The 24438-nt window shown below is 58.8% G+C and carries 20 protein-coding genes and 2 pseudogenes; 12 read left to right on the top strand and 10 right to left on the bottom strand.

All coding sequences use genetic code 11. From position 1 onward, the window contains the following. Window positions 1-19: 19 nt before the first annotated feature. The 3 genes from EJ075_RS16080 to EJ075_RS16070 all read right to left on the bottom strand — a co-directional run bounded on the left by EJ075_RS16080 (window position 20) and on the right by EJ075_RS16070 (window position 3400). Window positions 20-1054 (bottom strand): LLM class flavin-dependent oxidoreductase, encoded by a 1035-nt coding sequence (locus EJ075_RS16080; protein ID WP_126104983.1) that lies wholly within the window; start codon window positions 1052-1054, stop codon window positions 20-22. Between the two features lie 78 nt (window positions 1055-1132). Beyond that, window positions 1133-2263, bottom strand: coding sequence for a histidinol-phosphate transaminase (gene hisC / locus EJ075_RS16075; RefSeq protein ID WP_126104982.1), 1131 nt, complete (start codon window positions 2261-2263; stop codon window positions 1133-1135). An 825-nt stretch (window positions 2264-3088) separates the two neighbouring features. Continuing rightward, window positions 3089-3400: a hypothetical protein gene (locus tag EJ075_RS16070; RefSeq protein WP_206437555.1), complete on the bottom strand. Its 312-nt coding sequence runs from the start codon at window positions 3398-3400 to the stop codon at window positions 3089-3091. A gap of 1174 nt (window positions 3401-4574) precedes the next feature. Between EJ075_RS16070 and EJ075_RS16065 the strand changes: the two genes are divergently transcribed. Both EJ075_RS16065 and rpoN read left to right on the top strand, forming a co-directional pair. Next, window positions 4575-5108, top strand: a complete 534-nt coding sequence (locus tag EJ075_RS16065; protein WP_126104981.1) for a peroxiredoxin — start codon at window positions 4575-4577, stop codon at window positions 5106-5108. A gap of 68 nt (window positions 5109-5176) precedes the next feature. After that, complete coding sequence (rpoN, locus tag EJ075_RS16060; protein WP_126104980.1) at window positions 5177-6610, top strand: RNA polymerase factor sigma-54; 1434 nt, start codon at window positions 5177-5179, stop codon at window positions 6608-6610. Here the strand turns inward: rpoN and EJ075_RS16055 are convergent. From EJ075_RS16055 to EJ075_RS16035, 6 genes and pseudogenes are all read right to left on the bottom strand, one after another. Next, complete coding sequence (locus EJ075_RS16055; RefSeq protein ID WP_126104979.1) at window positions 6607-7233, bottom strand: nitrogen fixation protein NifQ; 627 nt, start codon at window positions 7231-7233, stop codon at window positions 6607-6609. The genes rpoN and EJ075_RS16055 overlap by 4 nt on opposite strands. Next, complete coding sequence (locus tag EJ075_RS16050; RefSeq protein ID WP_126104978.1) at window positions 7220-8272, bottom strand: LLM class flavin-dependent oxidoreductase; 1053 nt, start codon at window positions 8270-8272, stop codon at window positions 7220-7222. The genes EJ075_RS16055 and EJ075_RS16050 overlap by 14 nt, the downstream gene beginning before the upstream one ends. A 137-nt stretch (window positions 8273-8409) precedes the next feature. Next, entirely contained in the window at window positions 8410-10011 is a 1602-nt protein-coding gene (locus tag EJ075_RS16045; RefSeq protein WP_126104977.1) for an SDR family oxidoreductase, read from the bottom strand. 148 nt (window positions 10012-10159) lie between these two features. Beyond that, entirely contained in the window at window positions 10160-10747 is a 588-nt protein-coding gene (locus EJ075_RS16040; RefSeq protein ID WP_050580531.1) for a nuclear transport factor 2 family protein, read from the bottom strand. A gap of 138 nt (window positions 10748-10885) precedes the next feature. Then, window positions 10886-11008: pseudogene (locus EJ075_RS33630) on the bottom strand (ferredoxin); the annotation flags it as partial. Window positions 11009-11037: 29 nt separating this feature from the next. Further along, complete coding sequence (locus EJ075_RS16035; protein ID WP_164547283.1) at window positions 11038-12216, bottom strand: cytochrome P450; 1179 nt, start codon at window positions 12214-12216, stop codon at window positions 11038-11040. Window positions 12217-13704: 1488 nt separating this feature from the next. Between EJ075_RS16035 and EJ075_RS16030 the strand changes: the two genes are divergently transcribed. Further along, window positions 13705-14937 carry an MFS transporter gene (locus EJ075_RS16030; protein ID WP_126104975.1) on the top strand — a complete coding sequence of 411 codons (1233 nt, stop codon included), beginning with the start codon at window positions 13705-13707 and terminating at the stop codon, window positions 14935-14937. Between the two features lie 261 nt (window positions 14938-15198). Here the strand turns inward: EJ075_RS16030 and EJ075_RS16025 are convergent. Then, window positions 15199-16230, bottom strand: a pseudogene (locus EJ075_RS16025) (ChuX/HutX family heme-like substrate-binding protein); the annotation flags it as partial. A gap of 586 nt (window positions 16231-16816) precedes the next feature. Between EJ075_RS16025 and EJ075_RS16020 the strand changes: the two are divergent. From EJ075_RS16020 to EJ075_RS15980, 9 genes are all read left to right on the top strand, one after another. Next, complete coding sequence (locus EJ075_RS16020; protein ID WP_029356570.1) at window positions 16817-17137, top strand: iron-sulfur cluster assembly accessory protein; 321 nt, start codon at window positions 16817-16819, stop codon at window positions 17135-17137. Window positions 17138-17154: 17 nt separating this feature from the next. Next, window positions 17155-17472, top strand: a complete 318-nt coding sequence (locus EJ075_RS16015; RefSeq protein WP_126038026.1) for a hypothetical protein — start codon at window positions 17155-17157, stop codon at window positions 17470-17472. Between the two features lie 12 nt (window positions 17473-17484). Then, on the top strand, window positions 17485-18696 hold the full coding sequence (nifS, locus tag EJ075_RS16010; protein ID WP_126104973.1) for a cysteine desulfurase NifS: 1212 nt from the start codon (window positions 17485-17487) through the stop codon (window positions 18694-18696). Window positions 18697-18877: 181 nt separating this feature from the next. Next, entirely contained in the window at window positions 18878-19255 is a 378-nt protein-coding gene (nifW, locus tag EJ075_RS16005; protein WP_095484277.1) for a nitrogenase stabilizing/protective protein NifW, read from the top strand. A 186-nt stretch (window positions 19256-19441) separates the two neighbouring features. Further along, on the top strand, window positions 19442-20293 hold the full coding sequence (locus EJ075_RS16000) for an electron transfer flavoprotein subunit beta/FixA family protein (RefSeq protein WP_095484276.1): 852 nt from the start codon (window positions 19442-19444) through the stop codon (window positions 20291-20293). A 16-nt stretch (window positions 20294-20309) separates the two neighbouring features. Then, window positions 20310-21419, top strand: coding sequence for an electron transfer flavoprotein subunit alpha/FixB family protein (locus EJ075_RS15995; protein ID WP_024505237.1), 1110 nt, complete (start codon window positions 20310-20312; stop codon window positions 21417-21419). A 10-nt stretch (window positions 21420-21429) separates the two neighbouring features. Further along, window positions 21430-22734 carry an FAD-binding protein gene (locus tag EJ075_RS15990; RefSeq protein ID WP_126104972.1) on the top strand — a complete coding sequence of 435 codons (1305 nt, stop codon included), beginning with the start codon at window positions 21430-21432 and terminating at the stop codon, window positions 22732-22734. 12 nt (window positions 22735-22746) lie between these two features. Continuing rightward, window positions 22747-23046, top strand: a complete 300-nt coding sequence (locus EJ075_RS15985) for a ferredoxin family protein (protein ID WP_024505235.1) — start codon at window positions 22747-22749, stop codon at window positions 23044-23046. Between the two features lie 266 nt (window positions 23047-23312). Further along, window positions 23313-24029: an alpha/beta fold hydrolase gene (locus tag EJ075_RS15980; RefSeq protein WP_126104971.1), complete on the top strand. Its 717-nt coding sequence runs from the start codon at window positions 23313-23315 to the stop codon at window positions 24027-24029. Window positions 24030-24438: the final 409 nt, after the last annotated feature.

The raw sequence follows: 24438 nt of genomic DNA, 5'->3' as shown, positions 1-24438 counted from the left end.
TCCAATCACGCAACGGATTTCACGATGCGCCAACTCGAGCCATGATTTCGGATCGAATGGTCGATGCGGTGTATAGGGACGCATCCAGCGGCAAATCCCCAAATGCCAGTTGACACAGAAGATAATTAGCACCTGCCTCTTCCAACTGATCAAGGAGAGCTTTTCGGACAGAAGCTGCCGTTCCCACGACGCACAATTCACTTTCAATTGCTGCATCGAAGTTCAGAGGCAAGTTTGGTGGAGTGGGAATGGCATTTAGTTCGTATAGAAATTTGAAGCTCTTGAGCCATCGTTCATAGGCAGGTGCTGCGAGCAAATACGCATCTGTTTCAGAACGCTCTATCACCACCATTCGGAGCAATCCAAGAAATGGCGCTTGCTGGCCAATGTCAGCATCGTGAATTCGGGCGGCGCGGAACGCGTCGGTAACGCTGCGAACAGAAGTGGAAGGTCCGACGCAGGCGATGTTTGCCCCATTTGCGGCGGCCCAGCTAGCCGGCTCGGGTCGATTGGTGGCGATCCATGTCGGCGGATGGGGATATTGGTGAGGTCTCAACGTCAGCGGAACGTCTTTCAACTCAAAGTGGCGGCCCTGATAAGAAAGCGTCCCGCCTTTCATCGCATTGATGAGAATCTCGCTGGCCTCCGCATACTGTTCTGGTGCTGCTTCTACAGCAACCCCGAAGTATCCCAATTCTGTGGGAGCAGAGCCGCGCCCTATGCCGAGTTCAAGCCTGCCGCCGCTCAACTGATCAAGCATGCAGATCTCCTCGAAGGCACGCAGCGGATGATAGAGCGCAAGTAGCATTACCATGGGACCAACACGAAGACTGCGGGTTCGCTGGGCGACGCTCGCTAAGAACAAATTCGGTGATGGACCTCTGCCATGCGGCGTACAGTGGTGCTCGGCGAGATGATACGCATAAAAGCCATAGCCATCGCACGCTTCTGCTAGGCTCAGCCGATCTGCATATTGTTGTGCGATGTCATCGCCGTTTTCGTCCAGATGATCGAAGATGCCGAAGGTCAGGCCAGAAGCGGAAATTTTCTTCAATTAATTGTTCTCCAAATTACCTGTTATTATTCACTAAACATCATAGCTTTCTACAGATCGACACCTATTACTTGATGCTTAATGTGAATTGACTTCATGCTTGTGCACACCGCGTTTCTTCTTAAAGTTCATACAGACTCGTTTGGCGGCAGCAAGGAATTTGTCCATCTGCTCTGTGGTGCCAATGCTGACGCGAATACAGTTCTTCAAATCTACGTCGGGAAAGCTGGCGATGAGGATCGCCTGCTCTTTCAACGCGGCTTGCCAGCATGAGCCCTCCTGTCCCGCCGGCACACGGGCCAGCAAAAAGTTTGCGTGGGAGGGTGTTACGGAAAAGCCAAGTTGCAACAGCGCCAGGGTCACTCGCTGTCGTTCATGCTTGATGTGCCTGTGGTTCTCTTCGTAGGCGTGGCGATGCGCAAGAATGCTTTTCCCGACCGCCTGCCCGATCACGTTCATGTTGAAGACATTCTGGATGTTGCGCAGCCTGCCAATGATTTCTGGGTGACCGAAACCGAAGCCGACTCGCACGCCAGCGGCAGCATAGCTCTTTGAAAAAGTCCTCAAGATCAAAAGATTCGGATGTCTATTGACGAGGCGCAGGGCATGGTCGGGTGCGAAGTCAACGTAGGCCTCATCCAAGACGATCAAGCGATCTGCTTGCTCCACAAGGCGTTCGATTTCGGCCACCGGCACGAATGTTCCGGTCGGATTGTTCGGATTAGCCAACAGAATGAACTTCGCGTCTTTTGCGGGGCCGGACAGCAGTTTTTCTATCGGCAGGGGATGAGCTTCGCTCGATGCGATTTCGAGAAACTCGGCACCCTGCAACATGGCAAGTTTACGGTTGAACGAAAATCCGGGCGACAGCATTGCCACTCTATCTCCTGGGGCGAGGAAAGCTCTGTAGATGAGTCCGAGCAGCTCCGACGAACCGTTGCCGGCAATCACCTGATCTTTGGAAAATCCGTAAGCATCGGAGGCAGCTGCCCTTAAGCTGAGATTGTCGTCTTCCGGATAAAGATACTGGTGTTCGATCGCAGCAATTGCACTTTGCATTACGCTCTTCGGCAACGGAAACGGGTTCTCGTTCGTATTTAGCTTAACGCAATTTGCATCCGTCGCTGGTCCGTTGGACGAGAGAGCATCTAATTTGCTGGCCACCGGCGAAAAAAGCGAAAGCACGGTCTTCAGTTTTGCATCGCACATGTTCTTCTCCGTTTTTCAGTCCCGCAGGGCATGTGACATGAGGCAATCGTTGATCGTGACTTGATCGACGTTCGGCTATATCAGCGCTGCCTTCCCACGGATCGCCGACCACGGTTTGGATTTGACACCGGGAAGCTGTCGAGAACCTGATGACGACCCAACGTGTGGCCGACGGCCGATTCGGCGCAACAGACGGTGTTTCAACATCGCATCGTCCTCAAAGCCGCATGCAGGGCCTGCACGACAGCCCGTCTCCAGCGCCCGCAGATAGGTGGAAGCCGAAGTCTTGCCGAACCTCAGTTGCTCTGCCACCTGGCCCACCGGACTGCCCTGTTTATGGGTCAGGCGCAGGATATCTCTGACGCTCGTTCGTCTTGCTTGCTTCCGTCTTGGCATGGGCTCTCTCGGTTTGCTGATGAGAGAGCCAAATACCGGCTCATCTGAGCATGAGACGCAGGCCTGACGATATGGAGCGTCGCTGGTGGCGCGCGTAGCCAAGAGGGTTCGCCTCGCTGGCGGGGCATGCAAGACGGCGCACCTCCTTAGCCATCCTGTCCCATCGTCTCAGATCGTGAGGCGCACCTTATAGTCGGTGAGGAGATCTTGCAGGGTCAGGTTACGCCCTAGCGCTTAAGGTTGTTGGTCGCACCGAGCAAGCGCGGGACCTGTCGACGGACAACAGCGGTGCCACTGCCGGCACTAGGTCGTCCAGCATCACAGTGAACCGCGTACGTAGTATTTTGTCGTAGGCGGCATTCTGGATAGCCGGATACGGGCTCTTCACCCGCTGCACCACCGATTGCGGGATGATGTCGCGAGAAACATTCACGGATTTCGTGAAAAAAGTGTACCCGCCGAAGAGCCCCACTCGCGGGGGCGGTGCAGCACCACCTCGGTGTCACTGCTCGTGTTCATGCGATGGACTAGGCCGGCCAGCTGTTGACGCAGCTCGCGGTAGTTGTAAGTCTCACCCGTGTAGACGAGCACCAAGTCAGGTCGGCCATCCTCCTGGAGCATCCTCGGCTGACGGCCGCCCTGGATATCGATGATTGCCAGGCGGTGGTGTCCCAGCGCCGCAGGCCCGCCGATCCAAGTCCCCTCGTCGTCCGGACCGTGGTTCGCTATGGTGGCCGTCATATCGGCAAGCTCCCTTCGCGCATCGGGACCTCCGAGGTCTCGATTGAAGTCGATCCATTCACAGATGCCGCACAGGTTATGTCGCCGCATTTGGGGCGAAGCAGATATAAGGCCAGTGGGAAACCATCGAGGCAAAGTGACGGATCTAGCCCAGCTACGATCCGCATCCGACATTGTCGGACATCGGACAGCACCGCGATTCGCTGCATAGGAAGCCTGGAGTCGCGATTTCCCTTGGGGGAATCAGCGCATGAAAGGAGAGCTGGGTCGTGTCTGCCGAAATGAGAAATTGCTCCCCCTTATCGCCTCACCGAGGAATGTTACCCAGCGCGATAGACGGACATGCCCTATTTCCCCCCGTTGCAGCTGAGGGAGATAGGGGCCAGCTCTTCATTCAACCCTCATGGAGGATGATCAGCCCAGCCATTTCCATGCGCCGGCCTTCACAAGCCGTGCACCATTCAGGTTCTTTTCCTTGAAGCGCGACGATCCTTGTCAGACGTCGCAACACTTGCTGCCGAGAGCACGAGCTCTTCCTCGAGCATGCCTTGATCTGCGCCTCGAACGGCTCGCACATGCTGGGTTTCAACGACTTCGCAGAGGTTGATATTCTGCAGTGACTTCGTCTCGCTGCTGCACGGCATTGACGCTGGGAGCCATGCTCGCGTGGCGCAATTGTGCTGAAGCCGGTGCCCACGGCAACGTTTCTTAACCCGCCCCAGATCCTGGCGTTTGGCTATTTGCGACATTCGTGTCCGGCTTCGGACAAAGGCCGGGTTTGCCGAACGGAGTCGCACCCAATTTCCAGTGCTGCTTGAGCAATAATATCGACCGGCATTACTGCACAACACGAAAGTTGCTGCAAAAACCGAAGTGAACTCAAGGCATCGGGTCAATTGGCATGGCGCTTGCGACTCGGTCGATAGAACGCAGTCAAAATCACGGTTGCAGACCATGCCTACCTCTCAAAGCTCGATAAAGCACGCGAGCAAAATTCCCCGTCTCCGCGGAAGCTCGTCGCCGTTAAACGTGCCTGCTCGGGGGCGGTCTTGCACAAGACCGGTCCGAGGCAACCACGCCAAGGCGCGAGGCTGCCGGAACTGTCGACCGAAGTCGATGCCGCTTCAGTTTAACCGAAAAATGCACCGTACCACTTTGGCCTGAGAGCAAATCAATGACCTATAGAAAGAACGTTCCTCTCGTGACCTTTCGCACGCGTGTTCGCGATGAGTCGATCGGGGGGCCAAATCCTTATCGGTGGGAGAACAAGACCTCCGACGATTATTTCGGGGGCAAGCGCGTCATCCTGTTCTCGCTGCCTGGCGCCTTCACCCCGACCTGCTCGACCTTCCAACTGCCCGATTTCGAAAAACTCTATGATCAATTTCTGGAACTGCGAATTGACGCGATCTACTGCGTCTCGGTCAACGATGCTTTCGTCATGAATGCGTGGGGAAAGTCCTTGGGGCTGCAGAAGATCGAGCTGATCCCAGACGGGTCGGGCGAGTTCACGCGCAAAATGGGCATGCTGGTCGCGAAGGACAATCTGGGCTTTGGCATGCGCTCCTGGCGATACGCCGCTCTGATCGACGATGGCGTGGTGGAGCAGTGGTTCGAGGAGGAAGGCTTCTGTGACAACTGCGAGACGGACCCCTATGGCGTTTCATCCCCGCAAAACGTTCTCGACAAATTGAAGGCGGCGGCATGACCCAGAAGTGGAAAGTCTCACACAACCCAAGCACACACTAGAGCCTCCTCGGCAGATTACGGTTCAACATGCATCTCTCAGCAAGCCTGGTTCAACGCCAGAAGCAACGTATGGTCTTATCGCCTCAAGCCATTGAAGCTATTCGCTTGCTGCGATTGACGCATACTGAACTCCATCAGCTCGTGCAGCAGGCACTCGAGAAGAACCCCGTTTTGAAGCCTGACCCGTTTGACGACGATTCGCCGCTGTCAGGGGTGGATCAGCGGAGCAGTCAAAGCAGAAGCGAAATCGGCGAATCGCCCATTGGCGGGCCGTCTGGCGGGCGCGGGCAATGGAAGTCGCAACGCAGTAGCGGCAACGATCGACCTGCCGTCGAGGAGTTTACCGCCCACACCGAAACATTGCACGACCATGTCGCCCGCCAGGTCGCCCTCACCCCGTTCACCCCCCAGGAGCGGCTGATTGCCGGACAGCTCGCCGCCCATCTGGAGGACACTGGCTATCTTCAGGTAAACCTTTTCGATCTGGCCAGGAGGTTAAACGTTCGGCAAGCTGATGTGGAACGGGTCATCGGAATCTTGCAGCAATTTGATCCGCCGGGCATTTTTGCGCGAACTCTCAGCGAATGCCTGGAGATTCAGCTGCGCCAGCAAGACCGGTTCGACCCGGCTATGGCAGCTTTGGTCGCCAATCTCGAGATGCTTGCACGGGGGGATTTTCAGGGATTGAAGCAGCGTTGCGGAGTCGACGAGGAGGATCTCCTCGACATGAGGAACGAAATCCGCGCGCTCGATCCCAAGCCTGGAGACCGGTTCCAGTCCGGGACGCCGGAAACCATCGTACCGGACGTCTGGGTAATGCCCAAGTCCGAAGGTGGATGGCGGGTGGAGCTTGATCCGGCCACGCTGCCCAAAGTGTTGATCAACCACACCTATGTCGCCGAAATCTCGCAGCTGACCAAGCAAAATCCGGAAGGCAAAGCGTTTCTCGACCATTGCCAGGAAAAAGGGAACTGGCTGATCAGCAGTCTCAAGCAGCGCGCTAAGACGATCCTTAAGGTTGCGACCGAAATCGTGCGCCAGCAGGATGCCTTTTTTACACACGGCGCCGCCCATCTGCGGCCTCTCTGTCTCAAAAATGTCGCTGACGAGATCGGCATGCACGAGTCGACGGTAAGCCGGGTGACTTCGAACAGGTACATGTTGACTCCGCGCGGGGTGTTCGAGCTGAAGTATTTTTTCGCTGCGCCAATCGCATCCTGCGAGGGCGGCGACGCGCACTCCGCCAAAGCTGTCCGCCATCGGATCAAGGCAATCATAGCCGAAGAATCGCTCGACAAGGTACATTCCGACGAAGACATCGTTGCTCAACTCAAGGAGACCGGCATCGATGTCGCTCGCCGTACCGTCACCAAATATCGCGAGGCGATGAACATCCCTTCCTCCATACGACGGCGCCGCGATAAGCGTTTGTCCGCAGCTGCGATCAAGCGAAGTGACTAACCGGCATTCCTGGTCGGCGAGAGGCGACTCTCAACTTCCTCCGGGCCGAAGCAGCTTTCGAAGTCCTGGCATTCCCGACAACTGGGTGCAGTGCATGACGAAAAGCCTTCGGCCTCACACAGCTTGCGGTAAAAGTACTTTTTCCATTTCATGTTTTCTGTGTTGCCTGCCGCCAGCGCGGGAAAATGTCTGGCAAGCAGGCGGCTGAGCTCAGCGCGATTTGAGAGGCCAAGATCCCGCCAAAGATGGTCCATGCGCATGGCACGCCGGGCGATGATCTTGGCCAAGCGGGCGCTCGCCGGGTCGGCCGGCGCAGCATGCGCTAGCAGCAGCCGGCGTAGCAGTTCCTCTTCCAGTTCCGGCTCGGGCTCGCTCAACTCCTCCAAAGCGAATACGCTGCTGGAGGTAGACGGGAAAGTTGCGGCCAAGACATCACGCAATTCGACAGACGAAAGGCCTGTCCCCTCCGTCGCCAACACCTCGCCCGCCTGGACCTCCTCAAGCGAACGTGAATGTACGCAGGGCAGCACATGCTGATCGAAGCTCCTCCCTAGCTCGGACCCACGCCATTGCGCGCTGGATAGGCAGCCATCATCGTAACGGCCGGCTTCAGCTTCCGGCATGACAAAGCGCCTTGTTGACCGCAGGGATGATCTTGTCGCCCCAGAGCTCGATCTGGCGCAGCATCGTCTTTTGGTCGAAGTCGCCCAATTGAGTCTGAACTGCGATCTGGTCCGGTTTCAAGATATCGATCTCTTCCAGCAGGCGATCAATCACGCGATTTACGCTGCCAATCGGCAAATTTTTGCGCATGGTCTCGAAGGACAGATCCTGCTGGGTCGGTGTCTCCTGCAGCAGGTAGCCATCGTGGCTCTGTTGGCGGCGCTGATGCAGGGCTTCAGAAAGCCGGCGCTGGAAGCGGGCATTGTCGAGATAGCTGTTGATCTCCAACTCGTCGTGGCTGGCATAGCAGCAGCGCAGCAGCGATATCTTGACGTCGGTGACGTTCTTTTCCTCGGATGCCGCCGCCCTCTCGACTGATTCACGCAGTGTGGTCAAAGTCTCTAAGCCGTCGTGGAAGGCTGTGACAAAAAAATTGTGCCCCTCGCGGTAGGCCCGAGCCATCCGTGCGGCTCCGCCAGCGATCCAGATAGGCGGCGTCGGCTGCTGGACTGTGCGGACCGAAATCGCTGTTGGGGGGATCTTCTCATACTGGCCGTCGTGTTCGAAGACGTTTTGGTTGAGGCCCTTGAGAATGATGTCCAGGTATTCCGAAAAGACGGCCGGCGCCTCATTGATGTCCACGCCGAACCGTTCGAACTCGAACTGCTGGTATCCCAAGCCTACGCCGAGCTCGAGACGGCCGTTCGCAACGATGTCGGCGAAGCCGATCTCGGACAGCAGGCGCTGCGGTTGGTAAAGCGGCAGCACGCAGACGGCAGTGCCCAGGCGAATCGTGCTTGTCAAGCCGGCGCAGTGCGCCACCATCATCAGCGGGGATGGTATGAGGCTGTAATTGTTGAAGTGGTGCTCAGCAAACCACGCGGTGTTGAACCCAGCCTGCTCCGAAGCGACGGCCTGTTCGATGGAGTTGCGGATGACGCTTTCTGAGGATTGGTGATAGCCACGCTGGGCGGCCAGAATGAAAGTGGCAAATTCCATGATTTCTCCTCGTTATAGACACGTCAGCCGACCGGGAATGTGCTCGGCATGCACATGCTTGGATCTCAAGCACCTCGGGTGCGTCGTGGAGCCGAGGCTTCATAATGCTCGGCCGGTCGCCTGCGAAGGCCTGGCAATTAACCTGCGGCCTCCGCAAAACATTCGTCATAGAGTTCGCTGGCGTTTCCCGCATCACCGAACGAGGTCCAGCCGCCGTCCACGTAGAGGATCGAGCCGTTGATGTATGAGGCGTCAGACGAAGCAAGGAAGAACGATGCATCTGCGACGTCGTCTGGCCGTCCCATCCTGCCCATGGGGATGCGTCGTCCGATTGCTGCCAGGTCGATGCGGCCGGCTTTGGCCAACTGAGCAAGTGCGGGCGTGCGGATGTGGCCAGGAGCGACGGTGGCTGTCCGAATTCCGACCGGCCCGAGTTCGGCCGCCATGCAACGGGTCAGCATATCCATCCCCGCCTTGGAGGCGCCGTAGGCATGGCGCGGCGCGAACGGCAGAAAGCTGTCGATCGACCCGAGATTGAGGATCACGCCGCCCCGGCGCATAGCCTTGATCGCTTCGCGCGCGCAGGTGAAAGCGCCGGTAAGGTTGACATCCAGGACGTGTTCGAGCTGTTTCGACAGTTGCTCGATCGCAGGCACAATCCTGTCGGCGGTATCAGCACTATTGACCAGAACATCGATATACCCGAAGCGTCCCCTCAGTTCTTCGAACACCGACACCACATCGCTCTCGACGGCCACGTCCAGCGATTTCGCCAGATGCTTGCCGGGGAGCGATGTAGCCAGCTCTGCCGCTGCAGTGCCATCTTTATCAGCAATCACGACGGTGTCGCCGTTCGCGGCAAAGCGGCGAGCGACGGCCGCGCCAATGCTTTTTGCGCCACCGGTGACGAGCACGATTCGCGCATCTGTGCATTCGGCCGGACAGGAGAGCTCGGCTTGGAGCGCACCATCCACCGGCGGGTGAGCATCCCCCGGCTGGTTGAATGACATCCAGCCTCCGTCGACTGCCAGCACCGAGCCGGTGATGTAGCGCGCCTGCGTGCTGCTCAGAAAACGCACGACCCTGGCGATCTCGTCGGGGCGAGCCAAGCGCCCCATCGGCACGCGGCGGCGTATCGCCGCGAGGTCCATTTTGCCAGCGCGTGCCAGCTCTGTGACCATTGGGGTGCGGACGGAGCCCGGCGCCACCGCCGTGACGCGGATTCCTCGCATAGCCCACTCGCATGCAAGGGACTTTGTCAACGAGATCACGCCAGCTTTCGAGGCTGCGTAGGCGTTGCGCCTGGGATTGCCGACCACGCCCGCCATCGAAGCCACATTGACGATCGCACCGCCCGGCCTCATTCGCCGCGCCGCTTCCCTGGCCATAACGAATGGCCCAATAAGGTTCACTGTCACGCCGCGTCGGAAGGTATCGACAGCGGTGTCGATGATCCTATCCATCGTGGGTCCAACCGCCGCATTGTTGATGAGGACATCGATTTGCGCGAACCGTGCTTCGACCTGGCCGAAAAGTGAGAGCATGTCCTTCTCTCGCGACACATCGCACTCCAGACCGACGTGCGGCGACCCGAGATCCCGAGCCAGTTCAACCACACCACTGCCCGGAAGGTCCACCGCAACTACAGTGTCTCCGTCCGCGGCAAGGATATCGACCAGGGCACGGCCGATCCCGCCCGCAGCGCCTGTGATGATTACGGTGCGTGCTGCCAGTTTCACGAGAGCTTCTCCACGATGACCGCTTGTGATCTCAGCCCATCAACCTTGGGCGGAATGAAGGGTCGAGCCAAATCGTTGCAGTGACCGCCAGTTGCGGCCCCACACAGATGTCGTTCCCGTAAGGCGCTCATCCTCCATTTCTACCCACTTATGCAGCTCCCAGTTGGGGACCCTCGACGCCATCTTGGTCGGTGGGGATGTGACCCTTGAGCAACTGGTAGATGGGATCGTCTGGATGTGGTGCTCCAATCGGCTGTCGCCGGCCGAACCTATCTGCCTCAAGAATCGCTGGCGGGATTTGCTCCTCAACCCAATCGTAGACGACTGTCCGTTCCGCAATTCGCCACTCGTCCTGCCTCTTCTGAAACAGATCGCAGTAACGGCCGCAAAGCAGCGTCTGACGTATTTCTTGGTCTGTATCCGGTCCGCGTTGCAGCGCGGTGAAATAGCTCTCGACCGCGGCCTCTGCTGAACTGATGAAGTCGATCAGGCTGTTCGTGATTTGATGGATGTTACGGTGCCCCGGCAGACCGAGAGCAAATTGGATGAAGTCCTCTGCCGGTCCGCAATAGGGACCGTGCCTGTCATACGCTTCGGGCCAGTATGCGCTACGCAGCGCCGCCTCATCGGCGCGGTCTATCCCGCGGCAGTACCGATACAGGCAGTTGCGGATCGCCTCTCGGTCACGCAGTTCGGTAATTTTCGCGTGGTCGACAGGGTCTGTCGCGAATTGTATGATTGTTTTGTCCTTCCCGACGCCAGTCTGCACTTTGCGGGTGTCTCTCTCTACAATTGAGTTAGCGGGGGGCTCGTCAACTTCCAGAGCTTGTTCGGGGCACGCTCTTACCCCTTGTGAGGCAAGCAGTTGCTCCCCATCGGCAACATCAATATCACCGGGCAAGATGTAGCCGTCGTCATCAAGCTTGAAGACTCTCGGCGCCCGCGCCAAGCAGCGCGCATGACCCTGGCATCTGGCTTTGTGTACGATGACACGCATAGCGAACTCCAATGTCGTTGGCGGAAACTTCAGGACCAGTCCAGGATCAGATTCTCGATCCCGAACACATGGCCGCCGAAGGTGATGGGTTCAGTCCCTGTCTTGATCCGAAAGGCTGGGATGCGCGCCAGCCACTCCTCCAGGCCAATGACAATCTCCCGCCGGGCAAGGTGTGAGCCAAGACAACGATGGGGACCATAGCCAAAGGCAGCGTGCCGGTTGTCCTCGCGCGCCAGATCGATCTCATTCGGGTATTCGAATTCCGCCGGGTCACGATTGGCAATCATCGTGGCACAGGAAACATAGTCTCCCTTGCGGATCGGCGCGCCTTTGAAGTCGACATCCTTCGTTGCCACTCGGATCATCTGAATGGTCGAATAGGCGCGCAGCAATTCTTCCGCGGCGACGGCAATCCGGTCCGGTTCGCTTCGTAGCAATTCCTGATCTTTGGGGTTGCGCGCGAGATGGGCCAAGTCGAAGCATATGGCTGCTGAGACCGTGTCGAGCCCCGCGACGAACACAAGCACGCCGATGCCACGGACTTCTTCGTCACTGAGCAGACGGCCCTCGACCTTTGCCTTCACGATGAAGGTCATGAAATCATCGACCGGCTCCTTGCGGCGCTCGGTGGCAAGTTCGTCGATGAAGGCCACGATCGCCCGGGCTGCGGGTGGTCGTTGCTCCTTATCGCCGTGGAGCAGATCTCTAGCCCAGCCGACAAATGTTTCTAGTCCGTCGTCCGAAAGCCCAATAAAGCGAAGGAAGATATTGACCGCGAACGGAACTGCAAAATCCTTCATGATGTCGCAGCTCGTGCCTGATGCGGCGATCCTGTCGATCAGCTTGATCGCTCGTTCCCGGACAGCCGGCTCCAATGCCATTACCCGCTTTGGCGAAAGCAGCGGATTGAGCAGTGAGCGAAAAACACCGTGGAATGGCGGATCGAGCTCAAGCGGGATCATCGGCCAGCTCTCGCCGAGCACAGAGGCGAAGATGCTGCGATGGCTGGAAAACGTTTCGGTGTCCTGCAGCACCCGGCGCTGGTCGCTCGCGCGAGTGATGACCCAGGTACCCCGACCGTCGCGCGTGTTGCTGGTTGAATAAAAGATCGGAGGCCCGGCATGAACGCAAGCAACCGCTGCATGCGGATCCCCGTTAGCCGTCGGCAACATGCCGGGCGACGTAAACAGGTTGAAGTCCCTCACCATTTCGGGCGGGACATGATCTGGAACCGGCCGCGATTTAACCGCGCCAGAATCGAGAGACCGTTCATGAGATGCTGTCGGCATTTGCATGCAATCGTTGGTGCAAGCTCCGTGCCGAATTCGTCTTTCGATAATCCTTGCCGTTTGCTGGGCAACAGGTGGCGCCTGTGCTGACTTACTGGTCGGGATTGCAACATTCTTGTCCAGCGTCGGACACAGAATGTAGAAAGCTAGACACCGACTTGGAGCTACTCAACTGGTGGGATCGCTAGCCGATCATGTGCCCGGGGAGCATCCAGTTCGAAAGGTTGCGCTAAGCGGCTTGGTGACTTGGCCGAGGTCACCCAGGTGGAAATGACCAACACTTGGGGTGAGCCTAGTGGCGCTCCCCTCGATGATGTCTGGCGGGGTGGTTAGCCGCCTCCGTGGGACAAGATCAGTCTACACGAATGGACTATAGCCTCTCCTCGCCTGCCTCATTGGCCGTCCTTCAGAGCCGGCCACACGAGCTTTTGTCTTTCAGCAGGGCGTTTTTCTCGCCAGCTACAGAGCCACACCGACGCCATTAATGAGCGTCCAGTCGACGGGTTGGATGGCCCTGTCCATCTTGCCCAGCACCTTGGCTTCGCATTTGCCGGTGCGGCGGAAGCCTTCAAGACGCAGTTCTTGACCTTCTCCAGATCAGCCTCGGACGGATATCGGCAAGGGTTCAGCTCGTCCTTTTGAACTTGCGCATCTTCGTGTTGGCCAACCCCAGGCCGCCCGACATATTTGCGGTCTATCCGGCACCTCAACTTCGAACAACCTTGCGGCAAGCTCTTGGGATAGCCCACGCTCGTGCCTCCACCACCCGCTCAGCAGAGCCAGATTTGTCGTTGATGGCACGGAACTTGCGCAGTCATTCGCAGATGCGTCACGGACCGAGAGTGTCGTCCCATGAATTCGATCACCAAAAAGGCCGCCCGACGTTGCTGGGACCGCCTGCAATTACCTTATCCCAAAATTGGGAGCAACGGCTTCAAAAGGGATAACTCATCACCTCAATTTTGTCGATCGCGCGGCCATCGAACCGCAGCCATCGATCAGACTTCCGCCTCGTTGCACTCATTGCGACCGCCTTGGTGCTTGCGACAACCGCTCAATTCTGGCTGCCAGGATAACCACATATGGCGACGGAACTTCCTGCTTCAAAGCAATATAGATATCGTCGATCATCCCCCCATCAAGGCCTCGATCGAGGACACCGCGTTCGGCTTGCTTGGTTCGCAGTGAACAGGCCGCACTTCGACGAATGCGATCGATGCGACCGCGCCGAGAACTCTCCCGCATTGTCGACGGTTGGGTCCGTCGGCCCTCCGATGAGGCCTCGGATGCGTCGGGCGCCGAGGCCTCGACTGATGCCGACTGGCCGCCGCCGGAAGATCTCGCGGCTTTGATCCCCGGCGATGTAGCCACCCCTGCTGCAACAGCTCCTAGCCGGAGAACTCATTCATGACCGAATCGGCGACAGATTTAGTGGACGCGGCTTTGTTCGACCGAGATCGGCTTGACCCAGAAAGTCCCTATCAACGTTCTGGCCCTGCATGGGGTGCCATCATTTCGCTTTCCTTCGGCACCTTCGGGCTTGTGACGGCAGAGTTTCTGCCCGCCAGCGTTCTGACACCGCTCGCGCATGATCTCCGTATCACCACGGGCACGGCTGGACAGGCGCTAACAGCGACCGCAATCGTCGCGGCGATCTCGGCACCGATAATCGCCATCGTGACAAAGCGTCTGGACCGCAGGGTCGTCATCTGGGCGATGACGCTCCTGCTGATCCTGTCGAACGTTCTGGCGGAGGTTGCGGGGTCGCTGCCGGTTTTGCTGGCGGCACGCGTCGTCCTTGGCATATCGCTTGGTGGTTTTTGGTCAATTTCGGCAGCGTTGGCGATGCGGCTGGTTCCAAGTCACCTCATGCCGCGCGCCATGTCGATCATCCTCACCGGCGTTTCTGTCGCCTCCGTCTGCGCGGCTCCAACCGGCGCCTATGTCGGTGACATTTGGGGATGGCGAGCCTCGTTCAAGGTCGCCGCAATCGTGAGTGCCGTTGCGCTGCTCGTGCAACTCGTAACCATTCCGCCACTGCCTCCGATCGAAGTGCGCAGATTCCGCAGTCCGCTGGATGTCGCGAAGAATCCGGCGATGAAGGTTGCGGTGCTAGTCGTGCTATTGGTCGCTTCCGGCCATTTTGCCAGCTTCGCCTACATCCGCGCCTTTCTCGAGAGCGTTCCTGCGCTCGACAAGAAGTCGATCCCGCTCGTGTTCCTTGCTTTTGGCACGGCCGGCGTCTTCGGCAATTTAGCCGGCGCATTCCTCACCAAACACAGTCTCAAGGCGGTCGCGGCCCTGCCGCCCCTGCTCATTGCCGTAGCCGCTGTCTCGCTCCTGACTATGGGAGCATCGGCCTTGACCTCGGCAATTGCAGTTGCCGTATGGGGCTTTGCTTTTGGCGCGGTCCCGGTCGGATTGCAGACATGGATGGTGCTACGCGCCGCTCCGAAACAGGCCGAGAGCGCTGGTGTACTGATGGTCATAACCTTCCAAGTGGCCATCGCAGCCGGCACAACTTTCGGTGGCCTATTGGTGGATCACACGGGTATTGCCAGTGTCTTTGTCTACAGCGCGGTTGCCACGTTCCTCGCTGTCTTGACAGTATTTTTGCTCGGCCCGAACCGCAAAACCTGACCGCCTGGTGGGGAGTGACGGTCGGCGGCGTTCACGCTATTGTCACCTCTGAGCTCGGCCCAAAGGCCGCGGCTTCGTCGTAACCATGCGGTCGATGGGGCAGCGCCAAATTGCTTCCTGCTCATCGCGTTGCGATAATACAGCGCGCTTATTGCGTCATCGTGTCCCCGGTCTCGGCTTCAATGCCCGGCTACTGGCTGCGGAGGCAGATGGGCGCCGGCGTCCCACCGACGACGATCGGTCTTTTCTCATGTAGCTGTCGGGGAAACGAGGCAGGTTTTCCGCCAGAACCCGCCAGTCGTCGCGCTCGCGTTCGCCTTCCTTGCGCGCACCGAACAACTGGATGATGATCTTGCCGTCGGACCCATATGCTTCGAGCGAGGTGACGTGACTGTCATTGGTCGGCTTGCGCACGGCCCAAACCTCACGGATTTGGTGGGTCCTGAGATGCAGCCGGAACGTTTCATCCAGCACATGGATGCACGGCCCGATCTGCTTGACCGACTTGATTAAGCCGGAATGGGTCTGGATAGAACCTCGGTTGCCGACGAAGCACATGATCGGCAATTCGTCTTCGGCCGCACGCTGGAGCACGGCGCCAACTGCGGCATTGTCGAGCAGCCAAGCGTAATCCTGGCCGACCATGCGCAAAGCCTGGCAGCGGCTGAGCTTGAGCGTCTTTAGAAGGTTGACGTCAGTCAGCCGGCTCCAGTGCTCGCGTAGGTCGTCCACCGTGCCGGCCCAGTCCGCAGTCCTCGCGCCCAGGTCGGCTACTCTCGCCTTAAGCGACATGGTCGGCTCCTGGTTGGCGGATACGAGCTCGGCCACCAGCTTTCGATAGGCATGAAGGTTGGAGACCGGCCTGAGATGCACCTTATGCACTGCTGCGCCGGTGGCGTCGAAGAATTGCAAACTGCGCTGGATTCCGCCGCGATGGCGCCTTTCAACAGCGAAACCATACCTCCAAGCCTGCGGGAAGACGCGAAGGTCGAATTCGTCACCAAGGACCATGGCGTGATTGTTGCCGGTTATCACTCTGTTGAAGACGCCAATCTTTTCGTGCACGGCACCTTGATTGCGGGTCAGCGCCGTCACTTCGCCCACGAATTCGAGGCCCGTCAGAAGGTGATTGACGCGCGGGTCGATGCGTGCCGCGCCGAAACCGCAATGGGCCGCGACCAGTTCCGCTTCCGAAATGGCCAATTGGGCGGCGAAATCACGCGCGGGAATGTTCGGACAGACTTCCCACGCACGCCGGATTTCGTTGGGCGACCGCTTCTTGCGCTGATCCATGTTTTTACCCCCGCCCCGTTCTTCTTTTGACGATCGATCGAAAAACGGGCCTCAGGGGTGTGCACGGCGGACGCGATCGATCGTCAGGCACATGCCAGTCGAATCCTGTCTCCGGGCGGTCAGCGGCCAATCGCCGGTAGAGAGCGATTGTTGGGTGGTCGGCGCCAATCGGCCGATCGAGCATTCGGGTACCACCGGCGGTGCTGCTTTCCCACTCAAGGCGGGTCTGATGGATCATATTGCTTTCCTTCGTTCTTCGATTGCGAGGGCAACCCAAAGGTGAATCGGCCGGCAATTTTGCCGCCGCAACGAAGGCTTCACAAAAATCGTGCCAGTTGCTCCGCGGCAAGCTCTGAACATCTTTGGCTCTGTTCATTGCTTTACGCGTGAGTGCATCGCGAACTCAGGCGCCCTTCCTGTGACGCGGACGCGACAAACCCGACAGTAAGTGTCGGTTGTCGGACGTCTCCCCAGCAATCGAGCATAAGAGACGTCGGGATGTCCTACGGTTTTTGACACGTCTTCCCTTTGGCACGGTCCATGCGAGATGATCCGCGAAAACGTCGGACCGAGGAGAAATCGAGCCATGATTACGCTCACCGACAACGCTGTTGCCGCCATCAAGGCCGCTCTTTACCGCGCCAGCGAGCCGGCGGAAGGATTTCGCATCATGGTCCATGCCGGCGGCTGCGCCGGCTTCCAATACTCAATGGGCCTGGAGAGCGTCTCACGTGAGGGCGATGCGATCATCGAGCGAGATGGGCTCAAGGTGTTCATGGATAGAGGCTCCCAACCCCATGCCGCCGGCATGACCGTGGACTTCGTCACTGGGCTCGAAACATCCGGCTTTGTTTTCGATAACCCTAATGCGCGTGAGACGTGCGGCTGCGGCAAGTCCTGCAAATGATTGCGAGGGAACAGGCTATGTTCGACTATAGCGACGCCAAGGAATACTGCGTCGAACCGGTAACCGCCGGCGCTCTGGAACCGGCCGACACGCACTGTCGGCCCGGAACAATTGCGTTCGGTGATGCTCGAAATCGCGATCATCGATCGTTGCCGTGGGCAAGCAAACAAAATTGCCCGAAACAGCTGAATTCCCGGCGGATGCCGCCACCAAAGGGCAATGTCGACAGCGACCGGTCAGCCAAGCCATCGCTCGCCCGGCCGCCCACCTTACCAGATACGATATGCGCCAGAGGTTCAATGGCCCGCCTACCCTTGAATCATTTCAGCAGTTGAAGGATCACTCCCATGAGCCCTGTCTATCTCGACAACAACGCAACGACGCGGGTTGATCCTGCAGTCGTTGGAGCGATGTTGCCTTTCTTTACGGAGCAATTTGGCAATCATTCGTCCATGCACGCCTATGGCGCATCGGTTGCTGAAGCCGTGAGAAAGGCGAGGCAACAGTTGCAAGCCCTCATCGGCGCGGGATTCGAGGACGAGATCATCTTCACCTCGGGCGGGACTGAAAGCGACAGTACAGCCATCCTTTCGGCGCTGGAGGTGATGCCCGACCGAACGGAAATAGTGACTTCCGCGGTTGAACATCCGGCCGTTCTGAAGTTGTGCGCGCACCTTGAAAAGACGCGCGGCGTCAAGGTGCACATTATCCCAGTCGATCACCACGGCCGGCTCGACCTGGACGCCTACAGAACCGCCCTCACCCCACAAGTGGCAATCGTCTCGATAATGTGGGCGAACAATGAGACCGGTACGATCTTTCCCGTGGTTAAGCTTGCCGATCTAGCCAGGGAAGTCGGCGCGCTTTTCCACACTGATGCAGTGCAGGCGGTCGGAAGGCTTCCGATTGAGCTGAAATCGACCGCGATCGACATGCTGTCGCTCTCCGCCCACAAGCTGCATGGTCCAAAGGGGATAGGCGCGCTTTATGTAAGACGTGGCGTGCGCTTCTCCTCCATGATCAAGGGTGGGCACCAAGAGCGCGACCGGCGTGCAGGCACTGAAAACACACCCGGCATAGTCGGACTGGGCATGGCGGCCGAACTCGCCTTGAAATTCATGGACGAGACAAAACGAATAAAATGGTTGCGCGACCGCCTTGAGAACGGGATCATCCAGCGCATCCCAAACACATCCATCAACGGCGATCCGCAAGAGCGATTGCCAAACACTGCAAACATTGGATTCGAAGGTATCGAAGGCGATGCAATCCCAATTGTCCTGAGCCGGCTGGGAATCGCCTGTTCCGCCGGGTCCGCCTGTGCCTCTGGCTCACTGGAACCGAGCCATGTTCTGATCGCTATGAACGCGGCATGTGGGGCAGTCCGCTTCTCCTTTTCGCGTGACAACGGCGAAGATGACGTAGACCGCGTGCTTGAGGTCCTGCCTGCGATCACCGAGAAGCTACGGGCCCTTCCCAGTGCTGGACTGTGCGGGCGAGGTGCAGAACAGCTTCATTCCGGCCCGGGTCCGAGCGGCACAATAGCCGACGAGCCGTGAGGTCTTCCTCAACGTGACGACCCTGCGCAATGGAGAGCGGTCAAACCCGGGGTCGCCTTCACCACTTCAGAAAAGCTTGAGATCACCAAGTCTCTTGCCCCAGCCGCCGTGTCAGAGGTCGGCACGCCGTCAGCAATGTCACCAACGCATCGACACCACAATTTCGCGCCGGGAGAATACAATGAACTGCTCCGCTGACAGCCGCCCGATCGATCGCACCGATATCCTGGCGCGACTGAAAGGCCTGTCGGCTGCGGAGGACTTCTTCGCCTGCCTTGGCGTCTCCTACGACCCGAAAGTGATGAATGTCTCGCGGCTCCATATCATGAAGCGCGTGGGCCAATACCTTGCCGAAGAAGATTTCTCCGGTCTGCCTGACCAGGTAATCGCCGCGCGGGTGCGCGCCAAGCTGGAACGCGCCTACGAAGATTTCGCGACTTCCTCGCCGCTCACGCAACGTGTGTTCAAGGTGCTAAGGGACCACGATCCAAACATATGTCCCGCACCTGGCCGCGCCTTCGTCCCGCTCGACTCTGCACTGAAGCGGTTCGGAAAGTAATGAGCCCGACACGGCTGCGACGCGACAATGTCGAGAAGTCGACAAATCCAGTCCTCATGACGCTCCTCGGAAGCAAACGAAGCCACCTTCTGGAATAGAGGCAGGAAGAAGACTTGGCATGAACGATGCAGGCATGAGGTGAACCGCCAAGCACGCATCCGGACTGGGAGCTTAGAGAAATCGCCAATGCACATCGTAATCTGCATCAAGCAGGTGCCGGATTCGGCACAGATCCGCGTCCACCCGGTGACGAACACGATCATGCGTCAGGGTGTGCCGACCATCATCAATCCTTACGACCTGTTCGCCCTCGAAGAAGCGCTCAAACTGCGCGACGTTCATGGTGGCGAGGTTACTGTGCTCACAATGGGTCCGCCCATGGCGGAGGACTCGCTGCGAAAGGCGCTCGGTTACGGTGCTGACCGAGCAGTTCTCTTGACGGACCGCTATTTTGCCGGATCCGATACGCTGGCGACCTCCTTTGCTCTTTCGCAAGCAATCGCAAAAATTGGGGAGACTTTCGGCAGGCCGGACATCGTCTTCACCGGCAAGCAGACGATTGACGGCGATACCGCCCAGGTCGGACCCGGCATAGCCAAGCGCCTGGATCTATCGCAACTTACCTATGTCGCGAAGATTGCCTCCATCGATCTCAAAACGCGCGAGATCGAAGTCGCGCGTCGCGCCGAAGGCGGCACCCAGTTGCTGAAGAGCAGACTCCCTTGCCTCATTACCATGCTGGAAGACACCAACGAAATCCGCCGGGGCTCGCTCCAGCAGGCTCTTTGCGCGGCGCGCAGCCAAGTCGTGAAGTGGACTGCAGCCGACGCCGGCATTGACGATCTCACCCGGTGCGGTCTGCGTGGCTCGCCGACAGTCGTCAAGCGTGTTTTCGCCCCCACCGCACGGGCAGAAAGCGCGGCGCAGATCGACACCGCGGAAAGGGGCTTGCAGGACATAGCCGATGAACTCATCGCCGATATCTTAACCCGCCGGCCGGCGCTGGAACATGAGCTGGCCTTCAACAGCGGCACGTGACGGCCAGGAGCAGAAAATGTCGACCGCAAGCCAAACTACCCCTCGCATTGCCCCCGGCCGTGCCGGTGTAAAGAAAGAACTTCCCGACCGTTTCAAAGACTACCGGCACGTGTGGGTCTTCCTCGAGCTCGAACGCGGCAATGTGCATCCTGTATCATTCGAACTGCTGGGTGAAGGCCGCAAATTAGCCGACAAGCTTGAAGTCCAGCTCGCGGGCGTCGTGCTGGGACCGCCGGGCGAGATGGTCGAGGACGCTGTTGCCGAGGCCTTCGCTTACGGGGCGGATCTTGTCTACATCGTCGATGCGCCGCCGCTCGCCGACTACCGGAACGAGCCGTTCGCCAAGGCGCTCACGGATCTGGTCAATACCCATAAACCCGAAATCCTCCTTCTCGGCGCGACCACACTGGGCAGGGATCTTGCGGGCTCGGTAGCGACGACCCTGCAGACGGGGCTCACGGCCGACTGCACAGAACTTGATGTAGATTCCGACGGTTCACTCGCCGCGACCCGTCCGACTTTTGGTGGCTCGTTGTTGTGTACGATCTATACACTAAACTACCGGCCGCAAATGGCGACGGTGCGACCAAGGGTCATGCCTATGCCGCAGCGGGTGGATAAGCCGGTCGGGCGTGTCATGCGGCACAAGCTGTCGCTCGTTGAGGACGATATCGTCACCAAAGTCCTCGGCTTCCTGCCGGATAACCAGTCGGCAATGGCAAATCTTGCCTATGCGGATGTCGTGGTTGCGGGAGGCCTCGGTCTCGGCGCGGCGGAGAACCTTCAGCTTGTGAAGAATCTTGCCCGAGCGATCGGCGCCGAGCATGGCTGTTCGCGCCCCTTGGTCCAGAAGGGCTGGATGCCGGCTGATCGGCAGATTGGCCAAACTGGCAAGACCATTCGACCGAAGCTTTACATCGCGGCCGGAATTTCCGGCGCCATCCAGCACCGAGTTGGGGTCGAGGGGGCCGATCTCATCGTCGCGATCAACACCGATCCGAACGCGCCGATTTTCGAGTTCGCCCACCTCGGGATCGTCACGGATGCAATCCGCTTCCTGCCCGCACTGACGGAAGCCTTCACCCGGCGGCTGTCGCCGCACAGTCGAGACAAGCTTGCGAGTTGAGGGAGAGGACATGATTGAACAATTCGATGCCATTGTGGTCGGAGCCGGCATGTCCGGAAACGCAGCTGCTTACACTTTGGCAAGCCAGGGGCTGAAGGTACTGCAGTTGGAGCGCGGGGAATATCCGGGCTCTAAGAACGTCCAGGGTGCCATAATGTACGCGAACATGCTGGAGAAGATCATCCCGGACTTCCGGGATGATGCGCCCCTCGAGCGGCACCTGGTCGAACAGCGACTTTGGGTGATGGACGACACGTCTCACACCGGAATTCATTACCGGTCGGACGACTTCAATGAGGCGAAACCCAACCGCTACACGATCATCCGCGCCCAGTTCGACAAATGGTTTTCCCGCAAGGTGCGCGAGGCTGGCGCGACGGTCCTGTGTGAGACGACCGCGACGGAACTCGTCCGTGATGGCAATGGCAAGGTGATCGGCGTCCGCACAGACCGGGCTGGCGGAGTGGTCTTCGCGAATGTGGTCGTTCTCGCAGAAGGGGTGTCGGGATTGCTTGGCACTCGCGCAGGCCTGCGCGAGATGCCGAAGCCGGAGACCGTGGCGCTTGCCGTCAAGGAAATGCATTTCTTGCCCGAAGAGGTCATTGGCCAGCGGTTCGGTGTCAAGGGCGATGAAGGCTGCGTAATCGAGGCCGTGGGCACGATCTCTCGCAGCATGGCCGGGCTCGGCTTCCTTTACACCAACAAGGAGTCGATTTCACTCGGCATCGGCTGCCTGGTCTCGGATTTCGCCGCGACGATGGAGAGCCCGTCCGCCCTCCTAGATGCGATGAAAAACCATCCTTCGATCCGGCCGCTGATCGCTGGCTCGGAGGTGAAAGAATATGCCGCCCATCTTATCCCCGAAGGTGGTTACAGGGCCATTCCGCAGCTCTTCGGCGACGGTTGGGTCATCGTCGGCGACGCAGCGCAACTGAACAATGCCATTCACCGTGAGGGTTCGAACCTTGCCATGACCTCGGGTCGTGTCGCGGCTGAGGCGATCCTCAAAGTCAAAAGCCGCAACGGTCCTATGACCAAAGCGAACCTTGCGCTCTACAAGACGATGCTGGATGACTCCTTTGTGATCAAGGATCTTAAGAAATACAAGGACATGCCAGCCTTACTCCACACCAATTCCAGCAACTTTTTTGACAGCTATCCGCGGTTGATGTCGCATGCCGCTCAGAACTTCATGCGTGTCGACGGCACGCCGAAGATCGAGAAGGAAAAGAACACCACGGCCGCCTTCATCAACGCGCGCTCGCGCTGGGGGTTGGTCAGCGACGCGGTCCGCCTGGCATTGGCATGGCGCTGAAGAGGGTACAAGATGACGATCGCAGTGACGAAGGTTCGTGTCGAGGACAAGCTTTACCAGAACCGCTATCTGGTCGATTCCGGCCGCCCCCATATTATAGTGCGACCGCACGACAAGCCAAGCGCGAACTTGCTTGCGTTGACCTACGTCTGTCCAGCGAAATGCTATGAGTTGAATGACAAGGGTCAAGTCGAGATCACCGCCGACGGCTGCATGGAATGCGGCACCTGCCGGATATTGTGCGAGAAAGGCGGCGACATCGAGTGGAACTATCCGCGCGGCGGCTTTGGTGTCCTGTTCAAGTTCGGATGATCAGCCGGGACCGTGCCAAGAGCATGCCGGCAGCGAGCAACTGCGGCACACCATGAGCCTCTCCATCCACTTGCAAAGAGCTAGTGAATATTGGCCTTTCGCAATTCAAATTTCCTCGACTCGTTAGCGGTGTCCTCAGGCCACGGCGGTGCCCTGTGCGCCGGACTTACCACCGGTCACGTGGTCGAGCCCCTTTGGGACAACGTCCGGCCATCGTGCCGGATGGCAGCCACAACGGCCGGTGAGCAAGTGGAACGGCACAACCCATGACAAAGACGTATGTGCTAGTGCATGGTGCCTGGCATGGCGGATGGTGTTGGCGGGACGTGGCCGCCAATCTTCGCAAGATGGGATACCACGTGACCACGCCGACCCAGACAGGTGTCGGCGAACGCGCACATTTGCTGTGCAAGGACATCACGCCCGACACATTCGTGACCGACATCGTCAATCACATTGTGACGGAAGAGCTGAGCGATGTGATCCTTGTCGGTCACAGTCTAGGCGGCATCAGCATCACCGGCGCCGCCGACCGGATACCCGACCATATCAGCCATCTCGTTTATCTCGACGGCGCCATCGTCGAGAGCGGTCAAAGTGTATTCAGCACCATGCCCCCCGACATCGTCGCCGCCCGTCGAAAATTGGTTGCGGAGGAAGGACGGGGTATCTTCATGCCGACTCCGCCGCCAACAGCATTCGGCATTCCCGAGGGACACTCGCTCACGGACTGGGTGCGGCGCCGGATAACACCGCATCCGGCAGGCACCTACGAAAGCGGACTTAAGCTCGTGCACCCGCTCGGCAACGGCAGGCCCCGAACCTATGTCGTCTGCACTAATCCACTCCACCCGCCGATGGCGGGAGCGCGAGAATGGGTCGCGAAGCAGGATGGCTGGGCGTGGCAGGAACTCGCCACTGGCCACGACGCAATGATCCTCGCACCGACGGAAGTTGCTCTCCTTCTTAGCGCTGTCGGCTGAGGAACCAAGTAAAGGGTGAGCGGCGGCCGATTCTCAGGCCGCGGCCTTGAGTTCTGGTGCACGGATGTAGGCCCAACGGGTCGTTCCGGTGGCGCCACCGAAACCACTGCCGGAACAAAGGCGGGAGTGGCCTGTCCTGCGGACGTAGCAAGCTTGCGAGCGTTCCGCCGCGGCCGCAGCCCGTAGCGCCGGGCAACCTCCGAGATCACCGCGTTCGGCTCCAGGGTCTCGGCGATGACTCCGTCCCTTGTCGTCCATCGACCAATGCCGTCGACTAACAGCGCCGTTGATCACCTCGAAACGCCGAGGCTGCCGCTCAGGGTCAATCGTAAGTTCAAGTTCAGACACAAGCCGATCTCCGATCCACCTCAGAATGGCAGGCCCACAGATCGCGGGCACTCCTGGAAGG

Origin of the sequence: Mesorhizobium sp. M6A.T.Cr.TU.016.01.1.1 (assembly GCF_003952585.1) — a bacterium.
GTDB lineage: Bacteria > Pseudomonadota > Alphaproteobacteria > Rhizobiales > Rhizobiaceae > Mesorhizobium > Mesorhizobium mediterraneum.
This window is presented reverse-complemented; position numbering and strand designations above follow the sequence as displayed.

Excerpts from the sequence above, each read along its gene's own strand:
- EJ075_RS16065 (WP_126104981.1), top strand. The coding sequence starts at position 4,575 with ATGACCTATAGAAAGAACGTTCCTCTCGTGACCTTTCGCACGCGTGTT.
- EJ075_RS16055 (WP_126104979.1), bottom strand. The coding sequence starts at position 7,233 with ATGCCGGAAGCTGAAGCCGGCCGTTACGATGATGGCTGCCTATCCAGC.
- EJ075_RS16035 (WP_164547283.1), bottom strand. The coding sequence starts at position 12,216 with ATGGTGAGGGACTTCAACCTGTTTACGTCGCCCGGCATGTTGCCGACG.
- hisC (WP_126104982.1), bottom strand. The coding sequence starts at position 2,263 with ATGTGCGATGCAAAACTGAAGACCGTGCTTTCGCTTTTTTCGCCGGTG.
- EJ075_RS15990 (WP_126104972.1), top strand. The coding sequence starts at position 21,430 with ATGATTGAACAATTCGATGCCATTGTGGTCGGAGCCGGCATGTCCGGA.
- EJ075_RS16020 (WP_029356570.1), top strand. The coding sequence starts at position 16,817 with ATGATTACGCTCACCGACAACGCTGTTGCCGCCATCAAGGCCGCTCTT.
- EJ075_RS16030 (WP_126104975.1), top strand. The coding sequence starts at position 13,705 with ATGACCGAATCGGCGACAGATTTAGTGGACGCGGCTTTGTTCGACCGA.
- EJ075_RS16050 (WP_126104978.1), bottom strand. The coding sequence starts at position 8,272 with ATGGAATTTGCCACTTTCATTCTGGCCGCCCAGCGTGGCTATCACCAA.
- EJ075_RS16015 (WP_126038026.1), top strand. The coding sequence starts at position 17,155 with ATGTTCGACTATAGCGACGCCAAGGAATACTGCGTCGAACCGGTAACC.
- EJ075_RS16070 (WP_206437555.1), bottom strand. The coding sequence starts at position 3,400 with ATGACGGCCACCATAGCGAACCACGGTCCGGACGACGAGGGGACTTGG.
- rpoN (WP_126104980.1), top strand. The coding sequence starts at position 5,177 with ATGCATCTCTCAGCAAGCCTGGTTCAACGCCAGAAGCAACGTATGGTC.
- nifS (WP_126104973.1), top strand. The coding sequence starts at position 17,485 with ATGAGCCCTGTCTATCTCGACAACAACGCAACGACGCGGGTTGATCCT.
- EJ075_RS16000 (WP_095484276.1), top strand. The coding sequence starts at position 19,442 with ATGCACATCGTAATCTGCATCAAGCAGGTGCCGGATTCGGCACAGATC.
- EJ075_RS15995 (WP_024505237.1), top strand. The coding sequence starts at position 20,310 with ATGTCGACCGCAAGCCAAACTACCCCTCGCATTGCCCCCGGCCGTGCC.
- EJ075_RS15980 (WP_126104971.1), top strand. The coding sequence starts at position 23,313 with ATGACAAAGACGTATGTGCTAGTGCATGGTGCCTGGCATGGCGGATGG.
- nifW (WP_095484277.1), top strand. The coding sequence starts at position 18,878 with ATGAACTGCTCCGCTGACAGCCGCCCGATCGATCGCACCGATATCCTG.
- EJ075_RS15985 (WP_024505235.1), top strand. The coding sequence starts at position 22,747 with ATGACGATCGCAGTGACGAAGGTTCGTGTCGAGGACAAGCTTTACCAG.